Raw genomic sequence first — 12,362 nt, forward strand, 5'->3', positions numbered from 1 at the left:
CTTTTCTTCCATCATTGTCCATCTGTTTGCCCTGTAATGGGAATTGGTATTAGAGGTTGTCCGGAAACTAGTAAATTCAAGCATATTCCCTCTTTAACATAACCCTACTCATAGCTAGGTATATGAAATTCTCAGTGGATGTTGTGAGTAAATCATACTCCTTCGATAGCCTTCTATTCCTATTAACCCAAGCAAAAGTCCTTTCTACAACCCATCTTCTTGGCTGTACTTTAAACCCTTGTTCTCTTGTTGGTAGTAGCTCAGGTGGCGTATCTTTGTGCACCCAAAATCTACATGGAGGCCTTGTAACAATTTCAATATCTATGTCATATTCTTCCTTTATGTGATTCTTTAAATTTCTTCCTTGGTATCCCATGTCAGCCCACATTTTTTTAACTTTAGTATATTTTGTTCTCATATTGTTTAATGCTATTTTAATACCATCTCTATCATTTTCGTTAGCAGCGCCTACGTAACAACCTAGTATAAAACCCTGAGTGTCTGTAATTATATGCCTTTTTCTACCCTTTACTTTTTTACTTCCATCATAGCCTTTGATCCCCCCTTTTCTGTAGTCTTTACAGATTGACTATCTACTATACAGGCACTCGGCTGCTCATTCCTTCCTATTTTTCTTCTACTATATTTTGTAATTTCATAATTCATTTTCTCAAAAATTCCCTGCTTCTTCCATTGCCTGAACTGCTCATACACAGTCTTCCATAGCGGAAAATCATTTGGTAAATACCGCCATTGACACCCTGTACGCAATACATAGAAAATTGCTTCTAATATTTCTCTTTTGCTATACTTTGGCGGCCTTCCTCCTTTCTTGTATGATACTCTGAAGTGTTTTTCTATTCTTGCCCATTCCCTTTCGCTTAGATCTGTTGGATACTTTTTTCTCATCTTTACCCCGTACTAAAATTTCAGATATTATAGCCTTTTACTTGTTTCCGGACAACCTCTAACAAAACAGCTCAAAAGGAAAACTTATTTTATAGCAAAGAAGGCAGACTAAACTCTTTATATAAGTGGACCTCTAATTTTGGACCTCACTGGACAACACAAAATAACGAATAGCCCCATGTATCCAGCTAAAACTAGCTTTAATGCTTAGATATTGTGCTATTTTTGTATAATATACCACTATAAGTATATATTTTTGTAATCGCGTTATTATTTATTTAACAAAGTATTAGTATAATTTATTACACTGGATTAAATGGAGAAAGTTCAATGAGTAAATTACCGAACAATGCAAAAATAGGTAAATCTCAGGTTACTCAGTGGGAGGTAATAAAAAATTGTGAATATGCTGATAATTGCTTGTCAAAAATAGTAACTTTGTACGTTATTAGAATAACTCAGCTATCAGATTTTTATACGAGTGACGAACCTGAAATTAACACTGTTTTAGCAAGAATAAGCGTGACAAGTGAAAATGTATTTTTAAACAAGGCTACTACTATTGAAGTTATGGAAGGTATTTTTCCGTATAAATTTAACAGCAAGAAGAGAAATAACATATTAAGGTTAGAAGATTTATATAATTATTTATGTTCTATTGTTAATAATAGCCTTCCAAAAGAAATGCTTGAAAGTCTTGTAAGGGAATATAAGGATGCTGTTAACTTATTTAAAGCAATTACTTAACTGAACGTAGTATTTTTAAGATTTTGTTTTCTATTTCAGAAATGCCGCTTTCAAGGTTTTTATCTATCAAGCATATGGTAGACAAATACGTTTTTTGCTTGCTTTCAACATTGATAGTTAAAGTTCCGGGAGTGATTGTGACTGAATTGGCAAATAACGCAATGCTTTCGTCATTATGCCCTTTGCATTTTCTTAGGATAATAATCGGTTCAAGCTTAGATTTGAGTTGTAGCACCTTTTTTGTTACATAAACACTTGATAAAATGATTTGGTACATTAACCACGGTATATAACTTACTAACTTATAAAACGATAGTCTACTCGTACTATTTAAAATCTGGCTAAGAGCTCTTTCAGCGTTTATCAACCTTCTAAAGATAAACGATGTGAATATAGAGGAAAACACTCCACAAAAAATAAAAAACGGCTCAAAATAACCAGACAATACAGTCCATAGAACAAATAAAATTATAAATGACAGAGAAAAAAACTTGATTTCCTTCCTAAAGTTGAGGTTTTTCATAGTCTGTAATATAACTTAAATGACTCTTTAAGGAAAGATAATAACGAATATTTAGGTTCTTGACTTCTATGTTGAAAGATATAACAACTAAGTTATGTTTTTTAAGTGAGGAAGTTATGAAATATGACAAATTTATGGAAATATTAAAAAAAATAAATGACCTTTCAGATTTGAGCAAGGACAATATAGTTGAAAAAATAAAAGCTAAGTTACAAGAAGAAGATCCAGATTTATGTCAAGAGTGGGAAAAGAGTAAACCTGACAACGATAGTGGATCTGACATAAATTACATATTTACTATATCTTGTGGTCAAAATTCTAAGAAAGTCAAATTGTTACATCTTGCTTCTTATTGGAACTATGCAAATGTAGCAAAAGCTCTGATTGAAAACGGGGCAGATATTAATGCAGAACATGATAATAAAATTACTCCTTTACATATTGCTGCTCACTATGGCCACAAAGATGTAGTAACCATTCTAACTGGAAAAGGAGCAATTGTTGATGCAAAAAATGGTGATGGATGGACTTCTTTACATTTTGCTGTTGAAAAGAACCACGAAAATGTAGTAAACACTCTAATTGAAAAAGGAGCAGATGTTAATGCGAAAGATCATTATAAATGGACTCCTTTAACATTTGCTTCTCAAAAAGGCCATGAAGTGGTAAAAGGAGCTCTATTAAAGGCACAAGAGAACATCAAAGCTTTGCTTTCAGCTGTTAAACATAATAATGAGGAGGAGGTGAAAAACCTATTAAATAAAGGAGTAAACGTTAATGCAAAAGATGATGATGGATGTACTCCTTTACATCTTGCTGCCAGAGAGGGCCATAAAGATGTAGTAGACATTCTAATCAAAAAAGGAGCAAAGGTTAATGCAGAAAATGATGATAGATGTACTGCTTTACATCTTGCTGCTGAAAATAACCACATAGAGGTAGTAAAAATTCTAGTTGAGAAAGCAGATGTTAATATAAAGGATGCTGATAGATGGACTCCTTTGCATGTTGCTGCTGCAAATGGCCACGAAGATATAGTAAAAACTCTAATCGCAAAAGGAGCAAAGGTTAAGGCAAAAAATGGTGATAGACGTACTCCTTTACATCTTGCTGCTGAAAATGGCAAAATAAAAGTGGTGGAGGTTCTGCTACACACTGAAGCAGACCCTTCATTAAAAGATGTTGATGGAAAAACGCCAAGAGACCTTACTAAATATCAAGGTATAATTCAGCTTTTAGAGGAAGCGGAAAAAAAGCAAACGTTAAAAAATGAGAATAAAAAAACGCCAAAGGATCTTACTGAAAATAAAGATGTAATGCAGCTTCCAGAGAAAAAGGAAGAAAAACAGGTTGGAAAAAATGCAATTGTGAAAGAAAAAGAACAATCTGCAAAAAATGCAATTGTAAAAGGTGTTATTGTGTGTTTTGTAACTGCAGTGATAGTTGGTGTTGCACTTGCATTTGCTACTGCCCTATCTGTACCAGCAATAATTGGACTAGCTGCAGGATCTGCGCTCATAGTTGGTGCTGGTCAATATATAATGTCAAAGCCTAAAACTGAAATGAAAGGAGTAAAGCAGGAACTTGTATCTGGAAAGGCAAAAGAAGTACTTACTTGATTTTTGTTATCCTGTTGCTATCAGACTAGCCTGGCACCTTATATTTATTGGGATAACTGTTTTATTATGAATTAAGTCAAAAACTCTGTAATATATTGAAGCTTAAAGATATCTTTAAATATGGAAGTTATTGCAGAAAATAGGAAAGCAAGGTTTGAATATTTCATCTTAGAAGAATTTGAAGCGGGTATGGTCTTATTAAGCAGTGAAGTTAAATCGCTAAGAGAAAGAAAAGTAAATATTTCCGACGCCTATGTTGTTGAAAAGAATAGCGAAGTATGGCTGCACAATATGCATATTGCAGAATATAAAGCTGCGAACCGAAAAAATCATAAACCAAAAAGGGAACGTAAATTACTCTTGCATAAACAGGAGATAAATAAACTAATTGGTCAAATCAAGACTGCTGGGATAACTGTTGTGCCGCTTTCGGTCTATTTTAACGATAAAGGATTTGCAAAAACTAAAATTGCCATTGTAAAAGGAAAAAAACTCTACGATAAGAGAGCAACCATAAAACAGAGAGAGTGGGATCGTGAAAAAAGTAGATTGTCTAAGAATAATTTATAGCAAAATATGTCTTTAAATCCAGTAATTTTCAGCATCGGTCCTGTTTCTATATATTGGTATTCCTTAGCCTACGTTTTGGGTATAGTGTTTGCATATTGGTATTTACATAAGCTAGATGACCAAAAAATATTTACTAAGAATTTTTACGATTCGTTATTAACAGCCACTATTGTAGGTATTATCCTTGGAGGTAGACTTGGCTACGTATTGATATATGATCCAGTTCTTTATATAAGCAACCCTATTGAGATATTGAAGACCTGGGAAGGAGGGATGTCATTTCATGGTGGTGCTATAGGAGTTTTGCTTGCAGTAATAATTTCGTGTAAAAGACATAATATCCCTACATTTTATGCACTGGACCTAGTTTCTTGCGGAGTTCCCATAGGTTTATTTTTAGGTCGCATAGGCAATTTTATAAACGGAGAGTTATTTGGCAGAGTTACAACTATGCCATGGGGTATGGTATTTCCAGAGAGTGGTGATAATTTGCTGCATCATCCAAGCCAGCTTTATGAGGCACTTTTTGAAGGACTGCTACTTTTTGCAGTTGCAAATTCACTGTTTTTCTTAACTAGAATAAGACTGTATCACGGTGCGTTAACTGGTATTGCAGTTATGTGGTATGGAATAGCACGTTTTTTCGTTGAGTTTTTTCGCGAACCAGACTATCAAATTGGCTATTTGTGGCTTGATTTAACTATGGGGCAGTTGCTTTCTATACCTATGGTTTTGCTAGGAATGCTTGTATATCTAGGCGCATTAAATTTAAAATTTAATACGAAATCTGTCACATAGAGAAAAGGTGAGTTCAATAGAAAAATGTAGCCAGAAGCCCCACATTATGCACAATTGTACGAATTTTCTGCGTTGCAGTAGAATGAATCGGTGGGCTTTGTTGCATCGCTAGCTATGATGGATTAAAGATAAAAAAGGTGGAGAATATCAGTAGCTTATTATTCTGGTATTTACAACAAGAACGGTCAGTGAATACCTAAATTTGAGTAAAAGAAATTTCACTACCACTCACTAATCCGGCTAAAATTCAAGAATTTCAATGCTTTAGCTATTTTCAATAGAATTAAATTTATTAATGTAAATAATAAATTACTATTCTTAAATTTGATCAGATTGATTGCAAAAAAACAAGATTTTCAATAGGTTACTTATAATCCTAACTATAGTTAGCCTTTCATAAGTAGCGATGCAACAAAGCCATCCCAGTGTCAGCTACTTTCATGACACCATTTGCTGTGCAGTTTACCTTCAAAAATGAATGTTCGTACAGCTATGGAATGAATCGCGGTATGACGTAGCTTCGCTATAGGCAATGAAGGAAATATTAACTATACTTCTTTTTACCATTGTTTATATTTCCTATTCACATATATTAATATTTTACTCACTTAAAGTAAGCTAACTACCGTTATTAATATTTTTGTAATAAAAATTGTATATGGTGCATGTAATCAAATTAAGAGGAAGATTGTGGAAATTACGCCATCAATAAAAAAAGAATTGAAGCAAAGTACTCTATATATTTGCCTAGAAAAATGCAAAAGTGCATTTTGGTTTATCTTTTGGTTTAGTGCGGGAATCAATTTATTAATGTTATTCCTACCACTTTATACCTCTCAAGTGCTTGATCGGGTGATATCGAGCGAAAGTGTATCAACACTAACTATGCTGACAATTATCACTTTATCTGCATTTGCATGTTCTGCAATGCTTGAAACTTGTCGATATTTAGCCATGGCAAAAATAGGTGATTGGATCGATAAAACTGCAACACCAGATCTGATAGTAAGGTCAATCAGGCTAACGTCAGTGCAGAGCTCAACTTCAAGTGGTGAAGCAATACGAGATCTCGGAGTGATAAAAAATTTCATTACAGGAAATGGTATATTCTCACTGTTTGATACTCCATGGTCGTTAATTTACCTTGTTGTGATTTTCATGATACATACCTCCACGGGGTTTATAGCTATTACTGGAATTATTATATTAGTCTCTATGGCAATATGGAATGAACTTGCCACTAAACGAATATTACAAGAAACCAACGAAGAAACTATACGGAATATCAATGCTATAGATGTTGCAACAAGAAATGCAGAAGTGGTTGAAGCTATGGGCATGTCAGAATTCATAGTCTCTGATTGGTGTAAACGAAATGATCAGAACCGAGCAATGCAAATTAAAGCACAAAATCGCTCTAATGTAATTACTGGAATCACTAAATTTTTGCGCTCAACTCTGCAAATATCAGTGATTGGAACAGGTGCATTACTTGCAATCACAGCTCATAAGACTGCCGGTAGCATCATCGCTGCTTCAATTTTAATGGGTAGAGTATTAGCACCATTTGATGCTGCGGTTCATACTTGGAAGTTTTTAAATCAGGCTAGAATGTCATATGGAAGGCTACAAAGACTTATATTAACATCGCCAAAAAGAGAGCAAACGATGGCTCTACCAGAACCTGAAGGAAAATTGGAATTTGATAGAGTATTTTTTACTCCTTATGGAAGCAATAAGCCGACAGTAAAAGGAATATCATTCATTATAGATCCTGGAGATGTAGTTGGTGTTATTGGTGCAAGTGCTTCTGGTAAATCCACTATCGCAAAATTAACTGTTGGTGTATGGAAGCCAATATCTGGTGTAGTCAGACTAGATGGCGCTGATGTATATACTTGGAATCGAGAAAATTTTGGTAATTATGTTGGCTACTTACCTCAGGATATTGAGTTATTTAACACTAGTGTCAAAGCTAATATTGCTCGCATGAGGCCAGATCCAAATCCTGAAGAAATAATCAAAGCAGCAAAAATTGCAGGAATACATGAACTAATACTAAGCTTACCAAATGGATATGATACAACAATAGGAGGTCCTGGAGGAGTAACGCTCTCTGGCGGCCAAAAACAGCTTCTTGGACTTGCCAGAGCTTTTTATGGTCACACAAAACTTTTAGTACTTGATGAACCAAACGCTAACTTAGATAGCAATGGAGAGGCATGCTTAATTAATGCAATTGGCATTGCAAGAAAACAAAATACTACTACTGTTATCATCACTCACAAGCTACCGTTATTGTCCGTAGTTGATAAGGTGATCCTCATGTCAGATGGTGTCATTTACGCTATGGGACCAAAAGATGAGATTTTGAGCAAATTAGTTGCTCCATCATCAAGTACCACAGAAGATGAGCGCTCTTCAGCAAATGGTTAGTTTACTTACAATAAATTCTGTATCTGAAATAACAACTGTTCCAGAAAAATATATATTTCTTTACCATTAGAAATAATATTACAAGAATAGTAAATAGATTAATAACTCTTATTAATTAAAGTCAATCGGCAGATATAGCTAAAGTGGCTTAGGTTTACCTACAATTTGAAAAACAACAAATTCGTCTTAATGAATTTTCTTAATTTGTTATCTAAACAACTTAATATTAGTGGTAATTTTATAAAAAAATTATAATATAAATAATGTTGCTGCGAAAATTTATAACAATATTTCCCTCTAACGTTTAATGAATTTCAATAAATTGCCTTTTTAATTCTAGATAAGTATATGCTTTGTTAATATGTTTAGTTCAAAATCCAAAAGTAAGTTTATGCTTTCTATTGGAGAAGAAGGCATAATGTTACTATATTTTAAAAATAATACTTTAAATAAAAGGTATTTTGTTAAGGGCAAAAACGATAAAGCAGTTTCCGATTTAATTTCATGTCTTTCGTCAGATAAAAAAGCACCTTTATACCTGGTGCTTAATCATGCAGATCAAAATTACTCGCTACAGTTTATTACAAGGGCAAACAAGATTAGTGCCTATCTATCAGCAAAAACAAAGATGGAGCATTTTTCTCGTAATAATGACATAAGTTCAGTTTTTTTGGTTGAGAAGCCAAACAAATTCAATCAAAACTGGTGCTATCTTCTTGTTTCATCAAAAGCAAAGCATTTAGTAGAATATTGGTTGAATGTGTTTATTGAGATAGGCTCCAACTTTAAGGGAATATTAATGTTTCCTATAGAAATAAGTAATATAACAAAAAAGATTCTACATAAAGATCCTAATAATTGGAAAATTATAGTTGCTGCAACTAAAACGGGAGGCTATAGACAAGTGGTTCTTAAAGAGAATAAAATGGTATTTACGCGCTTAACATCATTTACTAATGATAATTTACCAGGAATTATCGCTGGTGGAATATATCAGGAAGTGCAAGATACTATTCGATCCTTAACTAAGTTTGGGTTTGAAAAAAATAACCCTATCGACCTTTGTATCATAGTGTCAGAAGATATCAAAGCTAGTTTATCAGTCATAAATTTTTCAGAGAACAGTGTGAACATATTAACTCCATATGAGTTAGGCAAACTATTAGGAGCAGAACTAGCTATAAGTGAAAAAGATAACTTTTGCGATACCATAATTTTGTTTCATAGCTTTAAGAATAAATTAGCAGCTATTTTTAATACAAAGGAAACTAAAGAATTTTATCTATTCAATTACCTTTATTTAAACTCTCCTCGAATTTTTCTATACTTCGCCCTGGTTTTAGTTATAACAAACACCCTTTGTTTGCTAAATTTGTATTCAAATGTCAATGTCGCTGATAATTTATCAGCAAAGCAGAACACCTTAAATAACCAATTAACAAAACTTAGCCAAAGCTATAATGTAAAAAAAATAGATGAAATTTATGATTTTATTAATATCAATAATATTTTATCAAAAATAGAATACTCTCCTCTTACACAAGTTAAGTATGTAGAAAAGTTAAAAATACCAGGTATAGAGCTTCGATCATTTGAATGGAATTATAATGAGGCAAAAAGTTATATTACCACAACTTTAAAGTTTAATTTTCAATCCGGTAAAAATATTTCTCATCAATACGAGAAACTACGAAAAAATTTAAACGATAATTTTCGTACCTATGACATTAATATTTCTAGCTTACCTGCTGCTAAAGAGCAAAATCTATCTATTGATGTTGAAATAGGAGAGGCAATGTAGATTAATGACTATCTCTCAATTAAAAAGAAAAGCTACAATTCAGTTTATATCGTATTTGTTATTATCTGTTGGATTAATAGGGTTATTAACATATGTTGTTATCTATAACGAAAAGATTTATAATAAAAACCAAATTGCGATTGATAAAATACGTTCTATTAATTTACAGATTACTGGAATTCAAAAAAAGGAAGTTGTTCTAAATAAAAACCTAGATTTATGGAAAAAAATTTCTTCTTCAAATTTACATAGTAGCAGATACATTGCAAATTTAAATTTCGAGCTTAGCAAGTTATATAAAAAGCACTATATATTAGAACCTGAAATATCAATTTCTATACCCGAAGAAGTTGAGCTCCACAACAAAAGTGAACGCACAAAAGTAATAAAAAGTGAAGTGGTCCTAAATTTAAGCTCAATCAGCGATAAGCATATTTTTTTATTTCTACAGTCTATTCCAAATCTGCCCGGTTATGTTATGATCAAATCTCTTATTTTAAATAAGCAGAGAAATATTGATGCTGCAACTATGAATCAGATTTTGAATGGTAATATGATAGAGATAGTGAGAGCTAATATAGTCTTTGATTGGTATACTATATTAAGTAGATAAGGTGATGAACATAAAGCTGTTTTTTATTTTTACGCTACTCATTTCCAATGTTAATGCATATTGCAGTTGTGAAGATATCATAGAAAGCATAGAAATTTGTAAGGAGTATTCTTGCCGACAATATATTGGCAATGAAGATTTTATTGAGCATAAAATATTAGGATTAAATAGTGGAAATTTATGCGTATATATAGAAAAACAAGGTAATGATGAAATGGTTTGTCATCATTCTCAGTATGGAATGATGATAGAAAAAAGATATTTTGAAAGTATTCTTAAAGTTGGCAATCAAGAAATCGACGATTTTATTGATATAGCAAATTTGCGTGCAAAAGAGTGTTTCTTTATCAACAATCAAAAACTAAGCTATACAGATCGGGACGATATAATAAGAGAAGCAGTGGAAAGTGACTTTGACGTTTTGTCACAATATAGTAACGTAAAAAGCATTTTTTTTGATGAAGAGCCAGTTAATAGAATGGTCAATGAAATGGAAAAGTTCAATTTACGATCTTCAAGAGCTGTAAAAGAGGAGGTATCAGATAATTTCAACTGTAAGGTAGTGAGTTTAGACTCAATTTTATATCTTTCTCCCGATACATGGAAAATATGGGTAAATGGAAAACTGTTTATAAATACCAAGGATTTAAAAGTGCACTCAGTCACTGAAAATTATGTAACTTTTGTATGGACCGTAGATCAAAAAGCAATAAAAAAGCATGCGAATGATTCTCAAAATGTATATTTTGGATATGGGAGTATTATGTTTACGCTTTATCCAAAACAAAAATTTGACTTGGATGGCTTATCTATTAAATAACTTAAATATATATGCGCTTGTAGCTCAGTTGGATAGAGCGTTGCCCTCCGGAGGCAAAGGCCGTGGGTTCGAATCCCTCCAAGCGCACTTTTAATTAAATTTGACAATAGTATTTTCACATAAGATAATAAGAGGATTTATTTAGAGCATAATTATGTCTGGTGGTACCATAAACAAAGTCATACTAGTTGGTAATTTAGGAAAAGATCCTGAAATTAGGACTACACAAAATGGAAAAGAAATGGCAAGTTTTTCAATAGCCACGTCTGAAAGTTGGACTGACAAACTTTCCGGTATGCGCTCTGAAAAGACAGAGTGGCATAATATCGTAATTTTTAGTGAAGGATTAGTAAAAATCGTCAAAGATTTTGCACGCAAAGGCAGTAAAGTTTATGTTGAAGGTTCTTTGAGAACTAGAAAATGGACTGACCAAAACGGTGGTGAAAGATACACAACAGAGGTGGTTCTATATAATTTTAATAGCGCTCTTACTCTCCTCGATTCACGACCAAACTCTGATTACAAGCCGAGTGAATACAAACAAGGTGAAACAGGACAAAAAGATAAACACGAAAGTTTTGACAACGATATAAAAGATGAACTACTCGACGATGAAATACCATTTTAACAATTTAAATTGAAATCTACATTTTTATGGACTGCTTGTGTTACTCCTTTTAATTGCAATGGAGATAGTATAGATTATAGCAGTTTGCAGCGTTTACTTACAATGCAAGTTAAAGCTGAAAATGGCGTAGTGTTGCTGGGTAGTACAGGTGAGAGCCTATCGCTTACTGATTCTGAAAAGCGTACATTAGTTGAATTCGTATGTAAGCTAAAATTAAATACGAAAATTATAATTGGCGTACCAGGAGTGAATCTATATCAGACTCTTGAATGGCTTGATTTTTGCAAGGGTATGCCTATTCATGGCTATCTAATGACAACTCCCATTTATGCAAAGCCCGGAATTATGGGGCAGACTTTATGGTTTGAAAAGCTGCTTGAGAAAGCACATGTGCCGGTTATGTTTTACAATATTCCATCAAGAGCAGGAATAAATCTTCACGCTGAAACTGTACGCAACTTATCCAGCCACGAAAAATTTTGGGCTATCAAAGATTCAAGTGGCACTGTTGATACTTTAGCTCAGTATAAGAAAGTTGCACCAAATATTGAGGTCTTTTGTGGAGATGATAATATGATATCCGATATGGCCGCTTATGGTGCGGCTGGACTGGTTTCCGTTGCTTCCAATGTTTGGCCATATGTAGCACATGAATATGTTAAGAAGTGCCTCAATGGCAGGAACCCTCAGGCAGATATCTGGCAACAGGCTTGCGAAGCGTTATTTACTGCCAGCAACCCAATACCTACTAAAGCACTTTTGCATGATATTGGTCTTATAGAACATCAAACTGTCCGCCTACCGCTCAGCACAGAAGACTTGCCTTCTGTTGAAAAATTGAGGCAAGTCAATAAAATGATTCTTGGATGGAAAGAATTGGCTACTCTCTAAATAGTCT

Annotated in this window: 12 protein-coding genes and 1 tRNA gene; 11 read left to right on the plus strand and 2 right to left on the minus strand. The window is 33.3% G+C overall.

Annotated features, from left to right (window positions below; genetic code table 11):
- Nucleotides 1-76 precede the first annotated feature (76 nt).
- Nucleotides 77-909 (minus strand): IS5-like element ISWpi1 family transposase gene (locus AACH21_RS05815; RefSeq protein ID WP_236514306.1). Its coding sequence is split into 2 segments (ribosomal slippage): nt 77-540 and nt 540-909, totalling 834 coding nucleotides; the frame shifts between segments, so codons are not numbered across the junction.
- A gap of 330 nt (nt 910-1,239) precedes the next feature.
- Between AACH21_RS05815 and AACH21_RS05820 the strand changes: the two genes are divergently transcribed.
- A complete protein-coding gene (locus AACH21_RS05820; protein WP_006279382.1) occupies nt 1,240-1,656 on the plus strand; it encodes a hypothetical protein in 417 nt (138 codons plus the stop codon).
- Here the strand turns inward: AACH21_RS05820 and AACH21_RS05825 are convergent.
- Nucleotides 1,649-2,179, minus strand: coding sequence for a Na+/H+ antiporter subunit E (locus AACH21_RS05825; RefSeq protein ID WP_077188223.1), 531 nt, complete (start codon nt 2,177-2,179; stop codon nt 1,649-1,651). The two genes, AACH21_RS05820 and AACH21_RS05825, sit on opposite strands and share 8 nt — an antisense overlap.
- Before the next feature lie 116 nt (nt 2,180-2,295).
- On the opposite strand from AACH21_RS05825, the gene AACH21_RS05830 reads away from it, so the two are divergent.
- From AACH21_RS05830 to dapA, 10 genes are all read left to right on the plus strand, one after another.
- On the plus strand, nt 2,296-3,798 hold the full coding sequence (locus tag AACH21_RS05830; RefSeq protein WP_338482432.1) for an ankyrin repeat domain-containing protein: 1,503 nt from the start codon (nt 2,296-2,298) through the stop codon (nt 3,796-3,798).
- Nucleotides 3,799-3,918: 120 nt separating this feature from the next.
- Entirely contained in the window at nt 3,919-4,368 is a 450-nt protein-coding gene (gene smpB / locus AACH21_RS05835) for an SsrA-binding protein SmpB (RefSeq protein ID WP_006279384.1), read from the plus strand.
- Nucleotides 4,369-4,374: 6 nt separating this feature from the next.
- Nucleotides 4,375-5,166 carry a prolipoprotein diacylglyceryl transferase gene (gene lgt / locus AACH21_RS05840; RefSeq protein ID WP_010962823.1) on the plus strand — a complete coding sequence of 264 codons (792 nt, stop codon included), beginning with the start codon at nt 4,375-4,377 and terminating at the stop codon, nt 5,164-5,166.
- Nucleotides 5,167-5,856: 690 nt separating this feature from the next.
- On the plus strand, nt 5,857-7,602 hold the full coding sequence (locus tag AACH21_RS05845; RefSeq protein WP_065094799.1) for a type I secretion system permease/ATPase: 1,746 nt from the start codon (nt 5,857-5,859) through the stop codon (nt 7,600-7,602).
- 361 nt (nt 7,603-7,963) lie between these two features.
- Nucleotides 7,964-9,403: a hypothetical protein gene (locus AACH21_RS05850; protein ID WP_338482433.1), complete on the plus strand. Its 1,440-nt coding sequence runs from the start codon at nt 7,964-7,966 to the stop codon at nt 9,401-9,403.
- A 4-nt stretch (nt 9,404-9,407) separates the two neighbouring features.
- The gene (locus AACH21_RS05855) at nt 9,408-10,016 is read left to right on the plus strand and encodes a hypothetical protein (RefSeq protein WP_015589194.1); all 609 of its coding nucleotides are present in this window, start codon (nt 9,408-9,410) and stop codon (nt 10,014-10,016) included.
- Between the two features lie 4 nt (nt 10,017-10,020).
- Nucleotides 10,021-10,836, plus strand: a complete 816-nt coding sequence (locus tag AACH21_RS05860; RefSeq protein WP_065094808.1) for a hypothetical protein — start codon at nt 10,021-10,023, stop codon at nt 10,834-10,836.
- Between the two features lie 13 nt (nt 10,837-10,849).
- Nucleotides 10,850-10,923, plus strand: a tRNA-Arg gene (locus AACH21_RS05865).
- A 67-nt stretch (nt 10,924-10,990) separates the two neighbouring features.
- Entirely contained in the window at nt 10,991-11,464 is a 474-nt protein-coding gene (ssb, locus tag AACH21_RS05870) for a single-stranded DNA-binding protein (RefSeq protein WP_006279368.1), read from the plus strand.
- A 9-nt stretch (nt 11,465-11,473) separates the two neighbouring features.
- Entirely contained in the window at nt 11,474-12,355 is an 882-nt protein-coding gene (gene dapA / locus AACH21_RS05875; RefSeq protein WP_077188220.1) for a 4-hydroxy-tetrahydrodipicolinate synthase, read from the plus strand.
- Nucleotides 12,356-12,362 lie beyond the last annotated feature (7 nt).

Source organism: Wolbachia endosymbiont (group A) of Ophion costatus (genome assembly GCF_963969245.1).
Classification (GTDB): Bacteria; Pseudomonadota; Alphaproteobacteria; order Rickettsiales; family Anaplasmataceae; genus Wolbachia; species Wolbachia pipientis.

What these genes read in the sequence shown, in the direction of transcription:
- AACH21_RS05825 (WP_077188223.1), bottom strand. Translation starts at nt 2,179, where the DNA reads ATGAAAAACCTCAACTTTAGGAAGGAAATCAAGTTTTTTTCTCTGTCA.
- AACH21_RS05830 (WP_338482432.1), top strand. Translation starts at nt 2,296, where the DNA reads ATGAAATATGACAAATTTATGGAAATATTAAAAAAAATAAATGACCTT.
- smpB (WP_006279384.1), top strand. Translation starts at nt 3,919, where the DNA reads ATGGAAGTTATTGCAGAAAATAGGAAAGCAAGGTTTGAATATTTCATC.
- AACH21_RS05850 (WP_338482433.1), top strand. Translation starts at nt 7,964, where the DNA reads ATGTTTAGTTCAAAATCCAAAAGTAAGTTTATGCTTTCTATTGGAGAA.
- AACH21_RS05855 (WP_015589194.1), top strand. Translation starts at nt 9,408, where the DNA reads ATGACTATCTCTCAATTAAAAAGAAAAGCTACAATTCAGTTTATATCG.
- lgt (WP_010962823.1), top strand. Translation starts at nt 4,375, where the DNA reads ATGTCTTTAAATCCAGTAATTTTCAGCATCGGTCCTGTTTCTATATAT.
- AACH21_RS05860 (WP_065094808.1), top strand. Translation starts at nt 10,021, where the DNA reads ATGAACATAAAGCTGTTTTTTATTTTTACGCTACTCATTTCCAATGTT.
- ssb (WP_006279368.1), top strand. Translation starts at nt 10,991, where the DNA reads ATGTCTGGTGGTACCATAAACAAAGTCATACTAGTTGGTAATTTAGGA.
- AACH21_RS05820 (WP_006279382.1), top strand. Translation starts at nt 1,240, where the DNA reads ATGAGTAAATTACCGAACAATGCAAAAATAGGTAAATCTCAGGTTACT.